This is a genomic window from Gulosibacter chungangensis (assembly GCF_008831155.1).
GTDB lineage: Bacteria > Actinomycetota > Actinomycetes > Actinomycetales > Microbacteriaceae > Gulosibacter > Gulosibacter chungangensis.
In genome coordinates, this window is record NZ_WBKB01000005.1 from 209,187 (window position 1) to 231,197 (window position 22,011).

At 58.7% G+C, this 22,011-nt stretch carries 23 protein-coding genes and 2 tRNA genes; 15 read left to right on the top strand and 10 right to left on the bottom strand.

From position 1 onward, the window contains the following. The first annotated feature begins 53 nt into the window (after window positions 1-53). Both F8O05_RS09575 and F8O05_RS09580 read left to right on the top strand, forming a co-directional pair. Window positions 54-1,226, top strand: coding sequence for a Gfo/Idh/MocA family protein (locus F8O05_RS09575; RefSeq protein WP_158052503.1), 1,173 nt, complete (start codon window positions 54-56; stop codon window positions 1,224-1,226). A gap of 39 nt (window positions 1,227-1,265) precedes the next feature. Next, complete coding sequence (locus F8O05_RS09580) at window positions 1,266-2,306, top strand: LacI family DNA-binding transcriptional regulator (RefSeq protein ID WP_158052504.1); 1,041 nt, start codon at window positions 1,266-1,268, stop codon at window positions 2,304-2,306. 51 nt (window positions 2,307-2,357) lie between these two features. Here the strand turns inward: F8O05_RS09580 and F8O05_RS09585 are convergent, their stop codons facing one another. Both F8O05_RS09585 and F8O05_RS09590 read right to left on the bottom strand, forming a co-directional pair. After that, on the bottom strand, window positions 2,358-3,386 hold the full coding sequence (locus F8O05_RS09585) for a zinc-dependent alcohol dehydrogenase (protein WP_158052505.1): 1,029 nt from the start codon (window positions 3,384-3,386) through the stop codon (window positions 2,358-2,360). Beyond that, window positions 3,383-4,270: an aldo/keto reductase gene (locus tag F8O05_RS09590; RefSeq protein WP_225735830.1), complete on the bottom strand. Its 888-nt coding sequence runs from the start codon at window positions 4,268-4,270 to the stop codon at window positions 3,383-3,385. The genes F8O05_RS09585 and F8O05_RS09590 overlap by 4 nt, the downstream gene beginning before the upstream one ends. A gap of 356 nt (window positions 4,271-4,626) precedes the next feature. Between F8O05_RS09590 and F8O05_RS09595 the strand changes: the two genes are divergently transcribed. From F8O05_RS09595 to F8O05_RS09610, 4 genes are all read left to right on the top strand, one after another. After that, the gene (locus tag F8O05_RS09595) at window positions 4,627-5,601 is read left to right on the top strand and encodes a sugar ABC transporter substrate-binding protein (protein WP_158052507.1); all 975 of its coding nucleotides are present in this window, start codon (window positions 4,627-4,629) and stop codon (window positions 5,599-5,601) included. Next, the gene (locus F8O05_RS09600) at window positions 5,582-6,658 is read left to right on the top strand and encodes an ABC transporter permease (RefSeq protein WP_158052508.1); all 1,077 of its coding nucleotides are present in this window, start codon (window positions 5,582-5,584) and stop codon (window positions 6,656-6,658) included. The genes F8O05_RS09595 and F8O05_RS09600 overlap by 20 nt, the downstream gene beginning before the upstream one ends. Beyond that, on the top strand, window positions 6,655-8,169 hold the full coding sequence (locus F8O05_RS09605; protein WP_158052509.1) for a sugar ABC transporter ATP-binding protein: 1,515 nt from the start codon (window positions 6,655-6,657) through the stop codon (window positions 8,167-8,169). Before F8O05_RS09600 ends, F8O05_RS09605 begins: the two co-directional genes overlap by 4 nt. Window positions 8,170-8,258: 89 nt before the next feature. Next, entirely contained in the window at window positions 8,259-9,278 is a 1,020-nt protein-coding gene (locus F8O05_RS09610) for a LacI family DNA-binding transcriptional regulator (protein ID WP_158052510.1), read from the top strand. 2 nt (window positions 9,279-9,280) lie between these two features. Here the strand turns inward: F8O05_RS09610 and nagB are convergent, their stop codons facing one another. Together nagB and F8O05_RS09620 are read right to left on the bottom strand one after the other, a co-directional pair. After that, complete coding sequence (gene nagB / locus F8O05_RS09615) at window positions 9,281-10,024, bottom strand: glucosamine-6-phosphate deaminase (protein ID WP_158052511.1); 744 nt, start codon at window positions 10,022-10,024, stop codon at window positions 9,281-9,283. A gap of 240 nt (window positions 10,025-10,264) precedes the next feature. Next, window positions 10,265-10,915, bottom strand: coding sequence for a LysE family translocator (locus F8O05_RS09620; protein WP_158052512.1), 651 nt, complete (start codon window positions 10,913-10,915; stop codon window positions 10,265-10,267). A 109-nt stretch (window positions 10,916-11,024) separates the two neighbouring features. Here F8O05_RS09620 and F8O05_RS09625 point away from each other — a divergent pair, with 109 nt between their 5' ends. The 3 genes from F8O05_RS09625 to F8O05_RS09635 all read left to right on the top strand — a co-directional run bounded on the left by F8O05_RS09625 (window position 11,025) and on the right by F8O05_RS09635 (window position 14,148). Beyond that, window positions 11,025-11,474, top strand: coding sequence for an Lrp/AsnC family transcriptional regulator (locus tag F8O05_RS09625; RefSeq protein ID WP_158052513.1), 450 nt, complete (start codon window positions 11,025-11,027; stop codon window positions 11,472-11,474). Between the two features lie 260 nt (window positions 11,475-11,734). Further along, a complete protein-coding gene (locus F8O05_RS09630) occupies window positions 11,735-13,252 on the top strand; it encodes a serine hydrolase (protein WP_158052514.1) in 1,518 nt (505 codons plus the stop codon). A 110-nt stretch (window positions 13,253-13,362) separates the two neighbouring features. Next, the gene (locus F8O05_RS09635; RefSeq protein WP_158052515.1) at window positions 13,363-14,148 is read left to right on the top strand and encodes an amidohydrolase family protein; all 786 of its coding nucleotides are present in this window, start codon (window positions 13,363-13,365) and stop codon (window positions 14,146-14,148) included. An 87-nt stretch (window positions 14,149-14,235) separates the two neighbouring features. Here the strand turns inward: F8O05_RS09635 and F8O05_RS09640 are convergent, their stop codons facing one another. The 4 genes from F8O05_RS09640 to orn form a co-directional block, all read right to left on the bottom strand. Further along, entirely contained in the window at window positions 14,236-15,138 is a 903-nt protein-coding gene (locus tag F8O05_RS09640; RefSeq protein WP_158052516.1) for a LamG domain-containing protein, read from the bottom strand. 54 nt (window positions 15,139-15,192) lie between these two features. Further along, complete coding sequence (locus F8O05_RS09645; RefSeq protein ID WP_192497118.1) at window positions 15,193-15,822, bottom strand: GyrI-like domain-containing protein; 630 nt, start codon at window positions 15,820-15,822, stop codon at window positions 15,193-15,195. Window positions 15,823-15,920: 98 nt separating this feature from the next. Further along, a tRNA-His gene (locus F8O05_RS09650) sits at window positions 15,921-15,996 on the bottom strand. A 41-nt stretch (window positions 15,997-16,037) separates the two neighbouring features. Continuing rightward, a complete protein-coding gene (gene orn / locus F8O05_RS09655) occupies window positions 16,038-16,667 on the bottom strand; it encodes an oligoribonuclease (RefSeq protein ID WP_158052518.1) in 630 nt (209 codons plus the stop codon). Window positions 16,668-16,763: 96 nt separating this feature from the next. Here orn and F8O05_RS09660 point away from each other — a divergent pair. Continuing rightward, window positions 16,764-16,839 (top strand) — tRNA-Arg (locus F8O05_RS09660). Here F8O05_RS09660 and F8O05_RS09665 read toward each other — a convergent pair. Then, window positions 16,810-17,292: an EamA family transporter gene (locus F8O05_RS09665; protein WP_225735831.1), complete on the bottom strand. Its 483-nt coding sequence runs from the start codon at window positions 17,290-17,292 to the stop codon at window positions 16,810-16,812. The genes F8O05_RS09660 and F8O05_RS09665 overlap by 30 nt on opposite strands. On the opposite strand from F8O05_RS09665, the gene F8O05_RS09670 reads away from it, so the two are divergent. The 4 genes from F8O05_RS09670 (at window position 17,211) to nadE (ending at window position 21,126) form a co-directional block, all read left to right on the top strand. Next, window positions 17,211-17,861, top strand: coding sequence for a LysR substrate-binding domain-containing protein (locus F8O05_RS09670; RefSeq protein WP_225735832.1), 651 nt, complete (start codon window positions 17,211-17,213; stop codon window positions 17,859-17,861). The genes F8O05_RS09665 and F8O05_RS09670 overlap by 82 nt on opposite strands. A gap of 57 nt (window positions 17,862-17,918) precedes the next feature. After that, window positions 17,919-18,962, top strand: coding sequence for a CobW family GTP-binding protein (locus F8O05_RS09675; RefSeq protein WP_158052520.1), 1,044 nt, complete (start codon window positions 17,919-17,921; stop codon window positions 18,960-18,962). 44 nt (window positions 18,963-19,006) lie between these two features. Then, window positions 19,007-19,789, top strand: coding sequence for an alpha/beta fold hydrolase (locus F8O05_RS09680; protein WP_158052521.1), 783 nt, complete (start codon window positions 19,007-19,009; stop codon window positions 19,787-19,789). A gap of 527 nt (window positions 19,790-20,316) precedes the next feature. Continuing rightward, window positions 20,317-21,126, top strand: a complete 810-nt coding sequence (gene nadE / locus F8O05_RS09685) for an ammonia-dependent NAD(+) synthetase (protein ID WP_158052522.1) — start codon at window positions 20,317-20,319, stop codon at window positions 21,124-21,126. 3 nt (window positions 21,127-21,129) lie between these two features. Here the strand turns inward: nadE and F8O05_RS09690 are convergent, their stop codons facing one another. Then, complete coding sequence (locus F8O05_RS09690) at window positions 21,130-21,402, bottom strand: hypothetical protein (RefSeq protein WP_158052523.1); 273 nt, start codon at window positions 21,400-21,402, stop codon at window positions 21,130-21,132. 80 nt (window positions 21,403-21,482) lie between these two features. On the opposite strand from F8O05_RS09690, the gene msrA reads away from it, so the two are divergent. Then, window positions 21,483-22,007 (top strand): peptide-methionine (S)-S-oxide reductase MsrA, encoded by a 525-nt coding sequence (gene msrA / locus F8O05_RS09695; protein ID WP_158052525.1) that lies wholly within the window; start codon window positions 21,483-21,485, stop codon window positions 22,005-22,007. Window positions 22,008-22,011: the final 4 nt, after the last annotated feature.

Genomic DNA, 22,011 nt, shown 5'->3' on the forward strand with positions numbered 1-22,011 from the left:
TGCTCGACGAAGCAGAGTTGAGGAATTAACGGGTATGACTTCAGGAGATTTCAATGACGAAAGAATTTCGCGTCGCCCTTGTCGGGGCAGGATATGCGGGTCAAGCCCACGCCTTTGGTTACCGAAATGCACAGATGGCCGACAACCTGAGCGGACTGCGTGTAGTCCTTGACACCGTTGTGGACCCAAACGTAGAACTCGCCACGCAAGTTGCGGAGCGGTACGGGTTTGAACGCACCGCAGCGGATATCGATGAAGTGCTCAAGAACCCCGCAATTGACGCCGTCAGCGTGGCGCTACCGAACTTCGTCTACCGAGAAGTCCTCGCGAAAGCACTGCGTGCCGGAAAGCACGTTTTCGCGGAGAAACCACTTGGTACGTCCGCGGCGGAAGCCAAAGAACTTGCGGAGATCGCTGCCGAGAGTGACCGAGTGGCGGCCGTTGGCTTTTCCTTCCGCAGGGTGCCAGCCGTTGCTGCAGCTCGACAGGCCGTCCAGCAAGGAAAGATTGGCGCCGCGTATTTCGCTCGCGGGTTCTATTACGCGGACTACGCACTTGACCCGAAGTCACCTAGAACCTGGCGATTTAGCCAAGAGAAATCTGGCGGGGGTGCACTGATTGATATCGGTGCGCACGTAATTGACCTGATGGTTCATTTACTTGGCCCTGTCAAGGCTGTCCTGTCGTCATCCCTCACCACGCTGATCTCGGAACGGCCGTTGCCTGCCGGTGGGATCGGACATCAAGCCAAAGCTTCCGAGACAGAGACTGCTCCTGTTACCAACGACGACGTCGCGCTGCTTACGCTCGAATTTGAGTCGGGTGCGGTAGCGAGTGTCCAGCTCAGTCGTGTCTCCGCAGGGACGCCGAACCAGCTCGGTTTTGAGGTATTCGGCTCGGACGGCCATGTGAGCTTTGACTCCACGAAGTCGGATGAATATTCGATTTTTGAGTTAGGGAAGTCTGCCGCTGGCGCAGACGGGCCTCAACGTGTGATTTCTGGTCCGGATATGCCCTACTACGCAGATGTGTCACCCATGCGTGCCCGTGGGACAGGAACGGGATACGGGGAAGCATTTATCGCTGAAATCCAGGAGTTTATTGCAGCCGCAGTCAACGAAGAGGCCATCGAAACGACCTTCGCGGCTACGGTGCATCCTATGCTGGTGATCCAAGCCGCACTAGACAGTGCGCAGTCGCAGAAACCGGTCGAGATTCGCGCCTAGAGCGATTATTCGAATTCGAGATTCGTGAGATGAGGATGCATGAAAGACCAGCGGCGAGACGAAGGTAAGGGCTTCACCAACGTCAGCACGCAACGACCCACAATGGAGGACGTTGCCGCCGCTTCCGGCTATTCCCGAGCCCTCGTATCAAGGGCGTTTCGGGGTAAGCCGGGAGTGAGTTCAGCCGCCAAGATCGCGATATTTTCGGCGGCTGACTCACTCGGATATCGGCACAATCTCATTGCCTCAAGACTGGCATCACAGTCAACAAACTCAGTCGGGCTGTTCATGCTCGATATCTATAACGAACTCTTCGCTGATATCTACTCGGGGCTTCGAGAGAGAGTCCAAGAACAAGCAATCGAGGTCATTCTCGCAGTCGGCACACCCGACGGCGAGAATGACCTCAAACGCATCGAAAACCTTCTGAATATGCGTGTGGACGTTGCGGTGGTGGCGGGAACACTGCTCCCCGACGAGGTGCTCCAGAGACTTTCAAAATCTGTTCCATTAATTTCCGTTACCCGGTTAGTTCCCGGAATCTCATCAGTTGCTACTGACGACGGTGTCGGTGGTCGGCTTGCTGCGGAACACCTATTGAAATTGGGTCATCGTCACATCAGCCTTCTGGCGCCCGCGTTTGAAACAGTTTACGGAGAGCGCGAGCGCGCCTTTGCGGATTCGATGCTTGGGGCCGGTCTAAAACCTCAAGTGGTTCGAAGCAAACTTACTCAGGACGATGCACATGTGCAGGCGCGAGAGTTGCTCAGTAGTGTGAACCGGCCGACGGCAATCATCACGCACAACGATGTGATGGCTCTCGGCGTGCTTGAGGCCGCAATCGACCTTGGTTTGTCCGTACCGAACGATCTCTCAATTGTGGGTTATGACGATACTCGGGTGGCCAGGCACCCGCGCGTGAATCTGACCTCAGTAGGTCAGCAATCACATCAGCTTGGCGAACTTGCCGCCTCATTCGCGTTGGATGATGAAGTCCGTGCAGGTGCAGTCGCAAGACACCGCCTGCTCAACCCACGACTCGAAGTGCGAGGGTCAAGCGGGCCAGCCCCAACGGTGTAGTTACCGTGTGGCCATGCGTTGCGCATGGCCAGGGGCCGGCCCGGAAATGCACTAGACGGTGTCTTGCTCTCCGTCATGACTGGCGCGAATGAGCAACTTCACAACGTCAGGAGAAGATTTCATCTTGGCAAATGCATCCAGCCCTTCATCAAGCGAAACGATCCCCGAGATAAGAGGCCGCGCGTCGATCTTGCCGCTTGCGAGGAGGCTGATTGCTTCTGCGAATTCGTGGGTGTAAATGAATGACCCCATCAACGACACCTCCTTGTGAAGCAGATCGGCGGCGGCAAATTGCGGGGGTCGGCGTGAGAAACCAGACACTGTCACGACACCTCGCTTGCGTACGATTCGGATTGCAATCCCAACGAGCTCGGCTACGCCAGAGCATTCAAAGACGTAGTCAGGCTGACCTGCTTGGTCGAAATGATCAACGGTGTCCACCGCATTGGGGTCGATCACATACTGTGCCCCCTGCTGCAGCGCGTACTTCCGTCGGGTGGGAGAGGGCTCCACGACGGTGATTTCGGAAGCTCCGGCAGCGGCGAGGAGGGTGGTGACCAATAAGCCAATTGGCCCAGCCCCGAGCACCACCGCGGTTTGACCGATTGCAAATCCCGACCGGCGCACAGCATGCAACGCGACCGCAAGCGGTTCAACTAGCGCAGCCGTCGCAAAGTCGACCGAATCTGGAAGCTTGTGCGTTGAACCCGTCTTGGCCGTGGTGAACGAAGCAAGACCGCCATCGCGAACGAGTCCGGTGGCGGTCTTCCAAACTCCCGCACAAAGATTGGTCAGTCCTCGACGACATTCCTCGCATTCTCCGCAGACCTGGGCGTTGGGGTGCACCACCACGCGATCACCCACGGCGAATCCTGTCGCTCCGGGACCAAGGTCAACCACTGTTGCTGAGAACTCGTGCCCCATGATCGTTCCCGGGTGGAAATCAGGCTCGCCAGCATGAATGTCGCTGCCGCAGATTCCACAGTATTCGACTTTGAGGAGAAGCTCATTCTGACCGGCAACTGGTACCGGACGCTCTTCGAGCCGTGGTCCTGAGGGGTGAAAGACGATTGCTTTCATCGATTTTCTTCCTTTCCAATTGGCCAAGGCCGGTCTTTCGGGTCGGGCCGCTGTGCCAGGAGTTGTTCCAAGAGCGGCTCATTGATCGGTGTCGATGCGGCTTGGATCGCCTGTCGAAGGTGATTGATTTTCGCCGTTCCCACGACGGTCGTCGCTGCCTTAGTGCGCTGAATCGCATATTGGTTTGCAATGAAAGCAATGTTTTCACCCGCTGCTTGAGCAATCTCAATCATCCGTGCGGCTGCATGTCGCACGGCTGTCGGTGCGGGATGGTCAAACGGAAGTTGCGTTCCTCCCGGGGTGAGTAAGCCCAACGACACCGCAGCAGCATTCATTAGACCAACCTGGCGTTCAGCTGCGATCGGGGCCAGCAAGGTGCTGAGTGAATCATCAAGGAGGGTGTCTTTGGCGTAGGTGAGGATTGCATCCACGTCAGTTTGTTCGATGACTCGGCGCATGGTGTGAATCGGGTAACCGGTCATGCCAATGAATCGACATTTTCCTTCATCTCGAAGCGTGTGCAGCATGCTGAGTGAGTCTTCAAAAATCCAATCGAGATTCGAGAACTCAATGTCATGCAGATGCAAGATGTCTACATAGTCGGTGTTCAGTAGACGAAGGCTCTGCTCGAGGCTCTGCCGGATTCGTTCGGGGCTGAAATCAAAGTCGTCGACTCCGTATCGACCCGCTTTTGTGGCAATGGTGATGCGCTCACGCTTGTGCGGTGTGAGCCATCTTCCGAGCCGCTCTTCGGCGAGACCGTAGTACGGGGATGTGTCGAGCAGGTTGATTCCGGAATCGAAGGCCTCGTCGAGGACCTTCGTTACTTCGTGCTCGTCAACATCGCCGAAGACGCCGCCCAGCGGTGCCGTGCCGAAAGCCACTGACGATACCTTGATGCCGGTTTTTGACAACAGTCTGTAGTCCAACAAAAGCTCCTTTGCTCAGGGGTAAAGCTGCATGGATGTGTTGCTAGTTTAGAGCGCGCTAGAGCGTGTTTCCAGTCTTTTTGAGAACGTGAAGTGAAATTTCCTCGCGGGGCTTCAGGAGAATTCCTTGAAATTGAGCCAATGTATGGGGTCTTGCGAACCCTGAAGGTGCGTGGTAGCGTCCTAAGCGTTTAGAGCGCGCTAAACAGAATGATGCAAAGACAACGCCGTCGGTTCATCTGCCACACCAAGAGAAATCAGCACGATTCCCGGCATTGCTTTGTGTGGCTCTCTACCCGAAAGGTTTCACCGTGAAGTACAAACTCAATCGATCCACTTTGCTCGGAATTGCGAGCGTCGCTGCCACCGGCTTCTTGCTTGCTGGCTGCACCGGGGGAGCATCCTCGCCTGGTGCCACACCGGGAAGCAACGATGTCTCTGACCTGCACGTCGGATTCTCGACTGCGTCAATGCGTGACAGTCTGCTTAAGACCTGGGCGGAATCGACTTGCGACGCCGTGGTGGATGCCGGCGGTACTTGCACCATTTCGGATGCGCAGGCTGACCCCGGTAAGCAGATTTCCGACCTGCAGGATCTGATTGCCGCAGGTGCGAATTTCATTATCGTCAACCCTGTCGATGCTCAGGGAATCGTACCCGCCGTGGAAAACGCCAACCGTCTCGATATTCCCGTGATCACTATTGACTCGACCGCTGAGGGTGGCGAGGTGCTCACCGCGGTTCACGTCGATAATTACGCGGCTGGGTACGAGGCCGCTCGGTACTGTGCTGACCAAAACGCGGGACAAGATGTGATCAAGGTCGCCGAGCTTGAAGGTCAAGCCGGGCAAGCCAATACGATCAACCGCCACGAGGGATGGCAAGCCGGCGTGGAAGAGTTCGGCCTCGACGTTGTATTTAATCAGTACACGGACTGGGACACAGGAAAAGCCGAGCAGGCAACCCGTGACCTACTCAATTCACAGCCCGATATCGACTGCATCTGGGCACATGCCGACGGCATTATTTTGGGCGCAACCCGCGCTCTTGAAAGTAGCGGCATAAGCGACGTCATCACCATCGGCATGGGTATGTACGGTGGTGGGCCCGAAGCCATCGACGCGGGGAGCCTAACCGCTTCGTGGTACATGGAACCGGAGAAAACAGGTCAGGCAGCCGCGGAGGCTGCCATCGAGTACTGGGAGAACGGAACCTCGGAGCCAGACATCGCCATCGAAATGACCTTCGTGACCAAGGAGAACGTCAATGACTTCCCGTGGAACTAGCACTGAACCGACAGCAACCAATTCTCGACTCGAAAGTAGCACCGCTGTGTCCCCTCAAGATCCGGCTCCGACCACTGGAGTACTGCTTACTGCACCTCAGCCGCGGCTGCTGAAATTTGGTGCCGCATTTGCCAAGATATGGACTTCCTACGGGATCTTCCTCATTTTGGGAGTGTTGGTTGTGGGCTTGGCCATCGCGACCCCGACCTTTCTGACCACGAATAATCTATTGAACGTCGGCGGTCAGATCGCGGTGATGGGCTTTATCTCACTGGGTGTTTTACTGACCGTCATCACCGGGAATGTGGACCTCACCGTCGGCGCGATGGTTGGTTTGGCCGGCGCGATCATGGCCATGATCGGATTGGGAATGCCGGCGCCGGTGGCGCTCGCCGGAGGACTTGTGCTCGGCTTCGCGGTCGGCATCATCAACGGCTATCTCTCGACTCGAGGGAAGAACCTTTCAGTGATCGTGACGCTCGCAGGAATGAGCATTATCCAAGGTGTCACGCTCTTGATCACGAATGGGCAGCCTGTTTACGGCTTTGACAATGCGCTGAACTGGCTTGGATTCGGAACCGTATTCAACATTCCAGTGTCACTCATCGCACTGGTGCTCACCTCAATTATTCTGTCGTTGTTCCTCCAGCGAACCCGCTGGGGACGCGAGTTCTATGCCGTGGGTGGTAATGCCGAAGCAGCTCGTCTGGCGGGAATTCCGATCAATCGTCGCGTCATGCTTGCATTTGTGTTGTCGGCAATTCTTGCCGTGATTGGTGGGCTGGTCCTTCTTGGCCGCGTTGCCAGCGCGCAGCCTAGCGCCGGTGTGGGGATGGAACTGAATGCAGTGGGCGCTGTTCTCATTGGAGGGGCAAGCCTTAACGGTGGCGCTGGCAAGGTGATGAACACACTGGCTGGTGTTCTCATCCTTGGCCTGATTACCAACGGCATCAACTTGCTCAATATCAATGGTTTTGTCGCCTACGTTGTGATTGGTGTTGTCATCCTCTTTGCGATCCTGATGAACCAGTGGGAACGAAAGGGCGGCATCCGATGACTACTGCAAATCGTCTGGAAGCGCAGCATTTGGGCAAAAGCTACGGTCACGTACATGCACTCAAAGACGTGAGCATTACGATTCGGCCGGGCGAGATCCATGCGCTCATTGGGGAAAATGGAGCCGGCAAGAGCACTCTGATCAAAATCTTATCTGGCGTAGTTCGCCACGACCGCGGCAAGATACTGCTCAATGGTCAAGAATTCGCGCCCAGTAATCCACAGGATTCGCTTCGCGCCGGAGTCGGTACCGTGTACCAGGACCCGCAGATCGTTGAATCACTTACTGTCGCTGAGAATGTATTTCTTGGCCGGTTCTTGACCGGTGGATCTGGATGGCTGCAACGAAAAGAAATGATTCGGCGTACCGAGAAGTTGCTTCAGTCGCTCAATATTTCCTTGGACCCGTTGCAACTGTGCACAAACTTGACGGTCGCGGATCAACAGCTGCTGCAGATCGCCAGGGCAGCATCATTCAGCGAATTACAATTACTCATCCTCGATGAGCCAACGTCAACTCTGACACCGACCGAAGTGGAACGACTCTTTACCCTTGTCGATCAGCTGCGACAGCAAGGTGTCTCCATCCTGTTTGTCTCTCACAAGCTTGAAGAAATCGAGGAGCACGCTGACTCGGTGACCGTGTTTCGGGATGGCACCTATGTCACCGAATATCGTCGTGACCACTATTCTATTGACGATCTCGTTCACAACATGGTCGGTCGAGAGCTCGATCAAGTGCAGCCGAAATCTGGACTAGCAACGCCACAAGACTTGCGGCTATCTCTGGATGCATTGTCGGGTAAAGGGTTCAAGAACGTATCCTTCGAAGTCCACGCGGGTGAAGTATTTGGGCTTTTCGGGTTGGTCGGATCGGGGCGCACCGAAATCTTGCGTGCAATCTTTGGCGCAGATCGAACGTCTTCCGGATCAATGACTCTGGCGGGATCCCCATATCAACCGAAATCTGTTGGAGACGCTTTACGAAGCCGCATTGCTTTGGTTCCAGAGGATCGGCGTGGACAGGGGTTGATTCCTGAAATGAGCGTTGGCGAAAACGCCACACTTTCCGTGCTGAAACGGAATAGTAAATTCGGTTGGCTGTCCTCCGCTGCAATTCGTCAGACTGCAGATGACCTGGTCAAGAAACTAGGATTAAAAACCGCGGGAATCAATGCTGTGATCACAAGTCTGTCGGGTGGTAACCAACAGAAGGTAGTCATTGGACGTTGGCTCGCCACGGAACCAGAACTGCTCATGCTGGACGAGCCAGCCGCTGGCATTGACATTGGTGCCAAGAATGAGGTTTATCGGCTCGTTGATGAAGTTGCAGATTCAGGAGTACCCGTCATTGTCGTTTCATCTGAGTTGCCGGAAATCCTGCGGCTGTGTAACCGGGTCGGTGTCATGCATGAAGGACGGCTGGTTGGCATTCTTCCGCGAGAGGAAGCCACAGAAGAGTCTCTTATTGCACTCGCCACACTCGGTGCTGGGCAACCTGTAGCGCAGTGATTCAATACCATGGGACTTTGTAGCGGGACAGAGGCTGACGGTTGTGACCCTTGCGCCCGACGATTTACCGAGCCGATAGCGATGTGAGCATGAACAAGTCAGGTGCACAACCCGCGCCAATTGCGCGGCGGGTGACGATGCAGGATGTGGCAACGCGCGCGGGTGTTTCACGGGCGCTGGTGTCGATGGCTATTCGTGGCATGGAAGGAGTTTCAGCCGAGTCCAAAGCGCTCATCCTCGATGCGGCTGCTGAGCTTGGCTATCGTCATAACGCAGTCGCGGCACAACTGGCTGCTCGCCACTCGAAATCACTTGGCTTTTTCTTGCTTGATATCTATAACGAAGTGTTTGCGGATATCTTCACTGGGCTTCGGACACGTGCCGAAGCCCGCGACACCCGAGTTGTGCTGTCAGTAGGCCAACCGTCTCCAGAAGCAGAGCGGCGACATGTTGATGGTCTTCTGACGGCACAGGTCGGAACCGTGGTGTTTGCTGGCACCATGCTGCCGGATGAAGCGCTCGAATTCATTGCACGGACAGTTCCTGTTGTGACCGTGACGAGATTGGTGCCAGGTATTGATTCGGTTGCCTGCGATGATTATCTCGGCGGGGATTTGGCAACAAAGCATCTCCTCGAGGCAGGACATCGATCGGTCGCATACTTCGGTCCTTTGGCCGGTGGCTTGTATCCTGACCGCCGCAACGGATATCGCAATGCAATGGAACAAGCCGGCCTACAGCCGCGGGTAATTGATGCTGAGTTGAACCAGCTTGATGCCGCTCGAGCTGCGACTGAGTTGCTGCAATCTGAGCACCGCCCGACCGCAATTTTCGCGCATAATGACATCATGGCCATCGGGGTCATGGAAGCAGCAGCGGAGCTGGGTCTTGACATCCCGAAAGACCTGTCCGTGATCGGCTATGACGATACGCGGGTATCTCGTCTCCATCGAGTGGGACTGACTTCTGTCAATCAGCAAGCTAGTCGTCTCGGCGAGATTGCCGGCGATTTGGCTTTGCGTCGGATGAATGAACAAGGCGGTGTGGCGCAGCACACGTTGCTGACGCCCCACCTTGTTGCACGCTCTACCGTTGGAACAGTTTCCTAGCGCTATGCGACCGTCGCGCTGAGGAGGCTTGCAGCCTCGTCATCGAGGAGCACTGACACCTTGCTGTGTTCGTGGAGGAGGGTTACCGGCCAGTCGACGGAAACTTGGCCCTCAACGAGCTGGTGAATTGCGGCGGCCTTCGCTTTGCCGAGCGCGATCAGGTAAATACGACGAGCTTCGAGAATGGTGCCGAGGCCCTGCGAGACGCAGTGAGTGGGGACGGCATCCACGACATTGTCGAAGAAGCGTGAGTTATCGCGACGGGTCTGCGCGGTGAGCCCGAGCATCCGGGTACGTGAGTCTTTTGCCGAACCGGGTTCGTTGAAAGCGATGTGGCCGTTGGAACCAACGCCGAGGATCTGTAGATCGATGCCGCCCGCGGCAGCGATCGCCTTGTCGTACTCAATCGCGGCGGCCTGTGGATCGTCGGTGAGACCATCGGGGCCGCGCACCGCATCCGCAGCGAAGTCAACCTTGCTCACAAAATCACGCATGATCACATTGAAGTAGCGCTCCGGGTGATCAGCAGGCAGTCCCACGTATTCATCCAGCATGAAGGCGCGAGCATTCGCGAAGCTAATGCGACCTGCCTCGTAGCGACGGGCAAGTTCGTCGTAGACAGCGAGGGGACTTGAGCCAGTTGCCAGGCCGAGAACGGCGGTTGGCTTATCGCGAAGCAGCTGTTCGATCTCATCGGCGATGGTTTGAGCGATTTGGTTGATTTCGCGAGCGATGATGACGTCCACGGGATTTCTCCAATACATCGGGCCCGGTGATTGCCGGACGATAGTTGTGGAAAACGCCCTGATTTGCATCAGCGATGACAAATCAGGGCGTTCCCCCGTATAGCTGGGGTGTCGGCGCTTGCGTCCGCTCAAACCCAAATGAATCCCTCCAGGATAGCTCGACTCAGAGATTCAAGACAAACTCAAAGTTTTCTTGGCCGCCGGTGGTGGTAAACGAGATGCTTTGCTTGCCCGAATTGACTATCCGTGCGTTCCTCCGAGCGAGGTGAATAAGGGCCAGGCCGCTTCGGCAATGAGGGCCAGGCCGAGGCCAACCATCACCACGCCCGAGAGGATTCCGACGATCTTTGCCGCACGAGGTCGGCCAATGAGGATGCTGCTGGCTCCGTATCCCACTGCGAAATAGGCGCCTGCGCAGGTCAAAATGTGAATCCCGCCGAGCAGCACGATCTGGACTCCGATGGGCCAGCTCGCAGTGGTGCTGATGAATTGGGGGAGTAGTGCGACGAAAAAGAGGTACAGCTTTGGGTTGAGGAGATTCATCACGAGACCCTTGACGAAAAGCCTGCTGTTGTTCGCGCTGATGGCGCGGGTTTCGAGATTGGTATTCGCCGGCTGGCGCAAGATTTGGATGCCGAGCCAGATCATGTAGCCGGAGCCCGCGAACGTGAGGATCGTCATTGTCACGGGTGAGGCAGCGACCAGGGTCGCAAGCCCTGCGGAAACGGCGAGCGTGGCGATTGCATGCCCGCTGAGGACGCCGAGTACCGCCGGGAGGACACCTTGGCGTCTGCCGAGACCGGCAGAAATTACGTAGGCCCAGTCCATGCCGGGTGTGAGTACCAGCAAGATCGAAACACCCCAAAACGAGGCGACCATCGGCCAATCCATTGCACTCCTCTCGTGTCTTGCCAAATTTGGTTGAAGACTATGAGGAATAAGGCCGAATATGTTCCTAAAGTGACGTCACTTTTGCGGTAGACGTGGAAGAATCTTGCGTATGGATTCGATAGATCGAGAAATTCTTGCGTTCCTGCATGAGGATGGCAGGGCAACAATGACGGAGGTCGCCCACAAGGTGGGGCTGAGCCTGTCTGCCTGCCATCGACGATTCCGTGACTTAGAGGGTGCCGGCGTCATCCGCGGATTTCGCGCTGACCTTGATTTCGAACTCTTGGGGCTCCCTTTCGAGGCTCTGGTATTCGTGACGATGCAGGCTGCCGACTTTGCCTCATGGTCGGCATTTGAGGATGCGGTGGCAGCGATGCCCAATATTGTTCAGGCGCATCGTCTGTTCGGCGAGCCTGACTATCAGCTTTATATTGCGGTGCGGTCAAAGCAGCATTTCCAAGAGATTTACGATCAGCAGCTCACTCAGCTTCCGGGTGTACAGCGGCTCACCTCAACGCTCATCATGAAAACGGTCGTAGCAGGTCGTGCGCCCATCTGACTCCCGCATGACCCAGACCATCTCGACAGCCGTTACCGGATTGGGATGACCGTGAGGGGCTTTTGGCCGACAGCTCACACGGCTTTCTCGGACGTTTGCGGGATATTAGGTGGTCAATTGCGGAAGCGAATCCGCGTGGAGCAGAGCCGCTCGAGTCTGGCGACAATGGTGTTCGTCGTCGCATCCGAAACGCTGCGCAATGCGTTCCTTCCGCAGCCGACCAGGTACCGACAGGATCTGCCATGTGTGCACGCCCGATAATGCCGAAGATCGACGTCGGCGAGATACCGAGTGAGGATGCACTCGCACTTCCCGACGGCAGTATTGACACGGCATTGGAAAAGTTGCCGGATATCGTCTCCGCGGCCATGGAGCGCAGGGATGTGCCCGGTATTGCCGTGGCGGTCGTGCACGGCGGTGAGACAGTGTTTGCCGAAGGCTATGGCGTGCGGAAGAAGAACGAAAGCGCCACGGTTGATGCGAACACTGTGTTCCAAATAGCGTCCGTCTCCAAACCGATCAGCGCGACTGTCGCGGCGACACAAGTCACGCAGAAAGTCATCAAATGGGACACTCCGGTCTCTGAGGTGTTGCCGGAATTCGAACTCGCAGACCCCTGGGTCACCGAACACGTCACAGTTGGCGATTTCTTCGCGCACCGCACCGGACTTCCTTTCGCGGCCGGTGACTCGCTTGAAGATATCGGGTACGACCGTGAATACGTCCTGGACCACCTACGGCATCAGCCGCTCGCGCCACTGGGAACGAGCTATGCCTACGTGAATTTCGGCATCACGGTTGGTGCTGAAGCCGTGGCGAGCGCAGCGGGAACGGAGTGGGAGACGCTTGCCGATGAACAGCTCTTTACGCCACTTGGAATGTCGTCCACCAGCTTCCGCTATGACGATTTCCTCTCCCGAGATAACCGGGCGACGTTGCACACGCTGACCGCGGAGGGAGAATTCGAAGCGCTCTACGAACGCAACAACGATGCGGCGTCGCCAGCCGGTGGAGTCTCCTCGAGCGTCACCGATCTTGCGGAGTGGATGAAATTACTGCTCGCCGACGGAACTTATGGCGGCGCCCCGTTGATCTCACCCGCAGCACTGCTTCCGGCTGTGAGCCCGCAGAACTTCTCTTCCAAGCCACAGACAATGACGCAGCGTGCCGGGCAGTACGGGTTTGGATTCGGTGTTGGGGTGCAGCCCGGCGGACGCGTGAGTTTGAGTCATTCTGGCGCGTTCGTGCTCGGGGCTGCGACGAATTTCCAATTGCTCCCTTCCGTGGATATCGGGATCATTGTGCTCACTAACGCGGCACCCATCGGTGTGGCGGAAGCAATCGCGACCGAGTTCCTCGACATCGTTCAGTTCGGGCAGAGCACACGCGACTGGCTCACCGACTACGGGCACGCGACAGCCCAATACCAAGAACCGGCGGGTGACCTTTCGGGTGTTGAGCGGCCGAGCGATCCGGCGCAGCCCGGCCCCCTGTCCACCTATATCGGTGAATATTCGAATGACTATTACGGTACGGCCACGGTGACCGAGCAGGATGGTGCACTCAGCGTTGCGATTGGCCCGGCTGGTGTGATGGTGATCCCGCTCGAACCGTGGGACAGCGATGTATTTGCCTTCACCCCCACGGGCGAAAACGCTCCGGCGGGATCCTTCTCCTCCGCTGCGTTCACGGTCGAAGACGGGACTGCCACCACGATGACTCTGGACTTTTTCAATGCGGAGCCAGGCCTGCTTGGTACCTGGATGCGCGTCGAGTGAGGCGACAATCTGCATCCGGGTTAGGAGACAATCGGATGACGTCAGAGCGGCGTTATCAACCGCGACCGTTTTGAACCATGCCTCACCCGACCGAGAGAAGGGTCCCGCCCGTGACGCAGCGCATCTTCGATACCCACCTGCATATCATCGACCCTGCGCACCCGCTGGTAGAGAACAACGGGTTCATGCCAGCTCCGTTCACTGTGGCCGACTACCAGTCAAGGATTAAAGGGTTGGGCGTGGCCGGTGGCGCCGTCGTATCCGGTTCCTTCCAAGCGTTCGACCAGGGCTACCTTATCGATGCGCTCCGAGCCCTCGGCCCGAGCTATGTTGGGGTGACTCAGATCCCCGTGACTACCAGCGACCGAGAGATTCTCAATTTGCATGAGGCTGGTGTGCGCGCGGTTCGATTCAACGTCGCTCGCGGAGGGTCCGCAGATCTTGACGAACTGGAACGGCTCACCCGCCGTGTCCATGAGCTCGCAGGATGGCACGCCGAACTCTACATCGACGCCCGCTCCATCGACGAGGATCTCTCGCGCCGGATCGCGGCGTTGCCTTCGGTGAGTATCGACCACCTCGGCATGCACGAGGACGGTCTGCCGAACCTACTGCGCCTGGTTGAGCAAGGAGTGAAGGTGAAGGCCACGGGTTTCGGCCGCATCAACCTTGACCCTGAGGAAGTGATCAAGGCGATTATCGAGGTTGATCCGACCGCGCTCATGGTCGGTACTGATCTGCCCTCCACCCGTGCGCGTCGCCCGTTTCAGGATGAGGATCTCGAAGTTATCAGGCGAGCCCTGGCCCCCGAGCACGTCGCCGCAGTGTTCTGGCGCAACGCCGCCGCCTTCTATCTAGGTTCCTCAGTGGCAGATGGTGAACGCGTCAACGCCTAGTCTTGGGAAGTAAAAAAAGAGGAGAGGTCCAAACCGGACAGAGAATAGAGAGGTGACTCTTGTCGAGGGTTTGAACCTCAGCGGATGCTAGGCGCGGCCGAGGCCTTCGTTGCGGCGTTCATCCTGCGAACCGAGGTCAGTACGCTCTCCGCCCTGGCCCTCGAATGCTTCATCGCGAAGCTCTTGACGGTGCTCTTCCTGCTCGCGACGTTCTTCGCGAAGTTCCTCGTTCTTGTCCTGGCTCTGGCTCATGGGTGATCCTTTCGTTTTGGTCATGGTACTGAGCAGACCTGCAGTTATGCCGTTTGGGCGCTGTACGGTGCCTTGCCTCGAAGGACGGTATTCGAAACCGTCAACGACGATGGTGTGCGCTCGTGTGGGTTTCGCTCCGCGAAAGAGCCAGAGATTCGTGCGCGGAGCGACGCCGCCACCTGGCGTCGCGACATCATCGCCCGCATATGACCATTCGGCTTGAGTGGACCCGAAGGAGCTCCGGAATTGCACTCGTTGTGGCGACCAGGTCAGCAAGTGCTCACTACGCCCCATGCCGGGCGTGAAACGCTCGATTGCGGGGCGGCTGGGCGAGGGCCGCTGCACGGCGAAACTTCCGGTCACGGGATCCCACGCCTTGCCCCAACGAGAGAACTCGATGTCGAGTTCTCGATTGGCCTGCGCATCCTCATCCGACCAGGTGAAAAGGCCCAGCACCGTTGCTGCTTCGTAGTCGAGAACCGTGGATTTCAGCGACCAATAGTACGTGCCGTATCCGAACTCACCCACGCCGATCACTTCGGAGCAGGACCATCCGCTGGTCGACCGAGCGATGCTCAGCTGAAGCCGCCCAGCAGAATCGACCCGGACATTCGCAGCGGAGAACAGATTTGGGCCGGGCCCGACCGGCACTGTTGACGCTTTCACCCGCCAAAAACGATCAGCGAAGCGGATAGTTGACGCGCCCTCGTCGGACACGAATCGATCCTCGTGCGACATGTCGCAACGATATCGCGCAGGACCGAGTATCGGCTGCGCCGCGTGCGCGCGGAGCTAGGTCGTTTCGGAATCGGTGACCGGTTGCCGTAGCAGGGTGCGCATCCGGTCAGGGGCGACCTTGCGGACATCACTGAAGTAAATTTCATGATGTTTGCCGCTGGGGCGCAGCCGATTTGCTGGAATGAACTCGGAGTGCATGCGCTCTAGGATCGGGGCCTCGTCATCGAAGGAGCCGAGGTGAAGGGTTTGTACGCAGCGTCCCTCTGTGAGGGTTTCGAGCCGCACATCAGCCAATCGGGAAGGCTTATTCTTTGCCCCGGCTTGCTCGACGGCGTGCAGGAAGGTTTCGTGATCGAGCCAGTCCGGAACCATGAGCATCATCGTCCAATCCCACTGGGACTTATCTCGTGACGTGGTAAAAGCGGCCATGTCTTCGGCCCACCACAAGCCCTCGAGCGGGGGTACGACGTAGTCGCGATCAAGTTCCCGTTTGCTGATGAACTTCAGTTTGTAAGCGACGGGGTACAGTGCGCTGATCGCCTCTGTATATGCCGGGGTGGTGTTGGGATCACCGTGACCGTCGACCATGAGGTACTGCATTTCGGGCACATCAACGATGCGGAACGCATCGCGCCGCGCTTGATAGCTGTCCAGGGTCTTCTTGAAATCGATTATCTCGGCCATGGGGTACCGGGCCCGACGATCGAGCCACGACCTTTCTGTCATGCAGAAGCCTAGCCAGCGTGAGAAGGCCCGAGTCCATCGGACTCGGGCCTTCTTATTGGGGTGAGTAACGGGGCTTGAACCCGCGACCTCCTGGACCACAACCAAGCGCTCTACCAACTGAGCTATACCCACCGTGCTGACCACCCTGCGGCAGCCAACCATGAGATCCTACATCATTTTTTCAGGTAGGGCGAAAACGACTCCACGACGGCCTCTGCGGTTGCCTTCAACGACTTCGAATCCGGGCCCGGCTGCGGCACGCACATCGCCTCGCGGTAGTAGCGAAGCTCACGGATTGATTCGAGAATGTCAGCAGTGGCACGGTGCCCGCCGTTCTTTACCGGGGAGTTGAAGTAGACCCGCGGGTACCAGCGGCGCGAAAGCTCCTTGAGTGTCGACACGTCGATATTGCGGTAGTGCAGGTATGCATCCAGCGCTGGCATCTGCCGATTGATGAACATCCGGTCGGTGCCGATCGTGTTGCCCGCGAGCGGTGCCTGGCGCTCTGCCGGGACGAACCGCTTGATGTAGTCGAGGACCTGTTCCTCAGCCTCCGCCATCGTGACACCGTTCGGCATCTCTTCGATCAGGCCCGAGGTCGTGTGCATATTCGTCACGAACTCGTTCATGTTCTCGAGCGCCTTCTCGGACGGCTTAATGACGATGTCCAGCCCCTCTTCCTCGATGAGGTTCAGTTCAAAGTCGGTCACGAAGACCGCGATTTCGCAGATCTCATCGATTTCGACATCGAGGCCGGTCATCTCACAGTCGATCCAAACTAGGCGGTCTTGTGCATTACTCATGGTCCCTAATCGTAGTGATGTGTGGGGGAGCGCGAGTCAGGAAGGCGCGGCGACAGGATGCTGGGCACAATTCCTCTATCCTGGTATCTGCACGATGCCTCCGTAGCTCAGTGGATAGAGCAGCGGCCTTCTAATCCGCCGGTCACAGGTTCGAATCCTGTCGGGGGCGCCATTGTGGCTTCATTGTCGTTGGTCTCAAACCACTCGCAGACACGAGGGCGTCGCTCAATACGATCAGGCCGATGCCGACCCACTCGTAGAGCTGCAGCGCCTGTTGCAGCAGGATCCAGCCAGCAAGGGCTGCCCACACCGGGTTCACACTTGTGAGCGTGCTGAACACGGAAGCGGGGACGCGCCGCAAGGACAGCAAGTCCGCGGCATAGGGAATTACCGATGAGAGCACTCCGCAGGCGACTGCGAGCAGGATGCTTTCGGCGGTGGGAAGGTGAAACACGAACCAGACTGCCGCAATCGGTGTCCAAGCCGCGGCGGTGAGGACGCTCGCAGCAGCGGTACCTTGCAGTCCAGGAAGCTGCCTTCCGAGTGACCGATTCAGCAAAATGTATGCCGCCCAAGCTGCCGCGGCTAGTAACGCGAGACCTACTTGGCTATGCCTGGGCAGCACTCGGCAAACACACCCCGAAGCTGCTGCGGGACTGGGAATCCGCGCATCCCGACCGTGAGCTGCGGCTGGTCCGACACAACTCGCCCACGGGCGGACTGTGTGAAGGCTCCTGCGATGTGGCCATCGTGCGACGGTCGGTTGAGGACGCTCAATTCGATTCCGTCATCGTCGGCCTCGAGAAGCGAATGATCGCATTCGCCGCCGATGACGCGCAGTGGTCCAGACGCCGCCAGCTGACCATGTCGGAAGTTGCCGATCGGCCCATCCTGATGGATCCGCGTACCGGCACCACGAACATGCAGCTCTGGGCGGGCGTGGATCACCAGCCACAATTCATCGAGTCCTTTGACGTGGATGAATGGCTCAACACGATTGCCGCAGGGCACGGTGTTGGGACGACCGCGGAGGCAACTGCACACCACCACGCTCGACCTGGCGTGGTGTTCCGGCCGATCAAAGACAGCCCGCGGATTCCCGTGCGCTTGGCGTGGTGGCGCGAGAATCCGCCCGGGGGCCTCACGGAACTCGTGGATGCGGTGACCAAACTGTACGCGGCCGCGCGCAACTAGGCGTTTGCTGGCGTTTCGGCGTTTGCAAATGTTCGTCGGCCACTCAAGACTGATGGCATGGTGGAGCAGAAAACAGCCGAACGGATGCGTGTTCCAGTGATCGCAGTGACCGGTCACCTCGGTTCTGGTAAGACTTCGCTCTTGAACCACCTGCTACGTGAGCCCGGTGCCCGGATTGGTGTGGTCATCAATGACTTCGGCGAGCTCAACGTCGACGCGGCCCTCGTTACCGGTCAGGTTGATCAAGCGGCGGCAATTTCCGGCGGCTGTCTGTGTTGCCTGCCGAATGCTGGCGGTTTGGATGACGCCCTGCAGCAACTCTCACAACCGAAACTGCGGCTGGATGCGATCATCGTGGAAGCTAGCGGTGTCGCCGACCCGGTCGCGCTGGCCCGCATCATTCAGTTCAGCGACGTCGGAAACGTTCGTCTCGGTGGCGTCGTGGAAGTGATCGACGCGGTAGAGCACTTCCGCACGGTCGATACCGAGCCAATCCCGCCCTCACGCTATGCCGTCACAACCCTCGCCGTGATTGGGAAGACAGACCTGTTGACTGCGGCTGAGCGAGAGGCGGTATCAGCACGCATCCGCGACAGGATTCGCGAACGAAACCCCGACGTCTACACCGTCACGGCCGACTACGGCCGCATCGACCCGCAGCTGGTCTTCGACACCGTCACCGAAGAAGACCCGCTCGACCAGCTCCCGATTGCGCAACTGCTGCGGGAAGAAGCAGCCCAGGACCACACCGGTCACCAACATGCCAGTTCGGTGTCGCGAGAGTTTGCCGAGACGGTGTTGCCGGGCGCGCTGGTGGATCTGCTCGAGAACCCGCCCGCCGGTGCCTATCGGATGAAGGGAAGGCTGCGGGTGCGCGGGCCGCGACAACCGCGTGGCTACTTGGTGAACGTGGTCGGCCGCAGCGTGCAAGTGGAGCGGCTGCGCGAAGTTCCCGAAGCCGGGGAGCTCGTGGTCATCGGTATGGACTTGGCTACGGATGCTGCGGCAGCGAGCCTCGAGGCGCTCGCGGCAGCGGATGGTGGCAGCCCCGATAAAGAGGGTTTGGCGCGGCTAGAACGCCACCGACGCCTGAGCGAATGACCCCGCGGTCGAGGAAAAGCTGCCGTACGTGAAACAATTTCGGGATGCACGAGCAAAACCCGCAGGCGGTAGAAACCGCGTATCTATCGATCGGCGAATCCGAGATGTACTCGGAGGTTGCCGGCGCGGGGGAGCCGGTGCTCTTTCTGCACGGCGGTTTTTGCTCGATCGAGTCGCTTCGCGCGCAGCAGGATGCACTGCTCGGCGACTTTCGGGTGTTCGCCTTCGAGCGTCCCGGGCACGGTCGCACGGCCGATATAGAGGGCGACTATCACTACGCGCGGTGGCTGACGGATACCCTCGCCTATCTTGATGCGCAGGGCCTGTCGGATGCGCACATCGTTGGGTATAGCGACGGCGCGATCCTGGGGTTGCTGCTCGCAATGGCGCATCCGGAAAGGGTGCGCTCGGTGGTGGCGATCGGCGCGAACCTCGACCCGAGCGTGTTTAGCGACCCGAGCGATGAGGATGCGCTGCTCTCACCTCCCGACGACGGCGAAGACAAAGACGGCCTGGAGCGGATGCATTACGCTCGGCTCTCGCCGGACGGCCCCGAACATGCTCAGACGGTGATCGATAAGCTCCTGCGGTTGTGGTCGAGTGAACCGAATATCGATCCGGCCGAGCTTTCGCGCATCCACGCTCGAACCCTAATTATGGCCGGTGACCGGGATCTGATTCCGCCCGCGCACACGCTGCAGATCGCGGCGGCCATTCCGGGTGCACAATTGTGCATTCTGCCGGGCACCAGCCACTGGCTGCACGCCGAGCGACCGGCGCTCGTGAGTCAGCTGATCCGCGAATTCTTGCTCGAAGAACGACGTTAGCTGCGCATCCTCGTTAGGCGAGCATGCGCGTTAGCCGCGCATCCGCGTCGCCCGCGCATCCACGTTAGCTGAGCATCCGCGTTAGTCGCGCGACTGCCGCAAAGCCACACAAAGTACGGCGCGCCGAGCCCGTTGAGTCGGGTTCCAACTTCGCCGAGCCGGGCTCCACCTTCGCGGAGCCGGGTTCGGGCTGCGCCGAGTCGGGTTGCGATTGCGCCGAGGCAGGTTCCGACCGTGCCGAGTCGGGCTCCACCTTCGCGGAGCCGGGTTCGGGCTGCGTCGAGCCGCGTTGCGATTGCGCCGAGGCAGGCTTCGAGCGTGCCGAGTCGGGCTCTTGCTTGACCGAGCCGGGCACCTTGCACCGAGCGGGGGCGGTAGAACAGCCTGTCTCGGTGCGAAGTACCCGGCTCGATGCCTGAAGTACCCGGCACGGCACTCAAAGCATGAAGCGCCCGGCTCGACGAGGTCGCTGCATCGGACGCGTGTGAGTCTAGGCCGGTGCACAGCACCGTGGGAGAATGCCACGTATGAGCCAGCTGCAAGCAGAGATCATCCAAGCCCTGGGCGTTAAGCCTGAAATCTCGCCCGCGGATGAGATCCGCGAACGGGTCGAATTTATGAAGGAGTACCTCCTCAAGACGGGTGCGAAGGGCTTTGTCTTGGGGATCTCTGGCGGCCAAGATTCCACTCTCGGTGGCCGCCTCGCGCAGTTGGCGGTCGAGGAGCTTCGCGCAGCCGGGCATGAGGCAACCTTTGTCGCGGTGCGGCTCCCACACGGGGTTCAGCGTGATGAAGCGGATGCACAGGCCGCATTGGCGTTCATCGCGCCGGATGAGTCGATCACCTTCGATATCAGCCCGGCGGTGACCGGAATCGACGCGGGCAGCGACTGTGAGTTCAGCGACTACAACCGCGGCAATGTGAAAGCGCGCATCCGCATGGTTGCGCAGTACGCGATCGGCGGTGAACGAAACCTCCTGGTAATTGGCACCGACCACGCCGCCGAGGCAGTGACCGGATTCTTCACAAAGTTCGGCGACGGCGCTTGCGATCTCACGCCCCTCGCTGGACTCAACAAGGGGCAGGGCCGCCAGCTGCTCGCCGAACTTGGCGCACCCGAAGCGCTCTACCTGAAGGTGCCCACGGCAGACCTCCTCGACGGGGTGCCCGGTCGGCCCGATGAAGTCGAACTCGGTGTGACCTACGCCGACATCGACACGTACCTCACGGGTGGGACCGTGAGCGAGGACGCCCGTGCCGTGATCGAACGACACTATCTGCGCTCGCAGCACAAGCGGCACTTGCCGGTTGCCCCCTATGACACCTGGTGGCGCTAGCGGTTACATCCACTTCAGCGCGGCGGTGGCTTCCGCCATGGATGCGAATGCCCCGAGGGTTAGGAAGCCGCGCCGGTCAGCGGTCATCCGCATGATTGCCCAGCGGTCGCTCGCCAACGCCGTCGGCCGCTCTTCGAGGTAACCGACGACGGCACCGGTGGTATTGGAAATGCGCCAGCGCACCTCGGTGAGGCGCTGAAAGCGAAACCCGTGGCGCTCGAAATTGAGCTCCGGCGAGTGGGGGAGCAGCGTCGATTGCAGTTGCGATACGGACATGGCGTGGGCCCCTTTCGGTTCCTGATTGCTTGCTCGTAACGCTATGTGCACCTTCCGACATTGGGACTACGATGAGCGCCATGACGACTTCATTTGTTCTTGCTGGCGGCTGTTTCTGGTGTCTGGATGCCGCGTACCGCAACGTTCGAGGGGTGCAGGACGTCGTGTCTGGCTACACCGGGGGTGATGTCGCGAATCCCAACTACGAGCTCGTCTGCGCAGGTCGCACCGGGCATGCCGAAGCGGTTCGGGTTGACTTTGACGAAACCGTCGTCCCCGCTGAGGTCATCCTCGACATGTTCTTCACGATGCACGACCCGCGCCAGCTCAACCGGCAGGGCAATGACATTGGCACGCAGTACCGTTCCACGATGTTTCCGGCGGATGCCGAGCAGCGGGCACTCTTTGAAGCCGCACGGGACCGAGCGGAAGAGGCCTGGGGCGGTGGCGTAGTCACCACGATGCAGCCGCTGGAGGAATTCTGGGTCGCCGAAGAGGCTCATCAGGACTTCTTCGCGAAGAACCCAACGCAGGGCTATTGCCTCGCGGTCGCGGTGCCGAAGGTCAATAAGATCCGCGCTGGGTTCTCCGAGTACGTGTTGTAGGGAC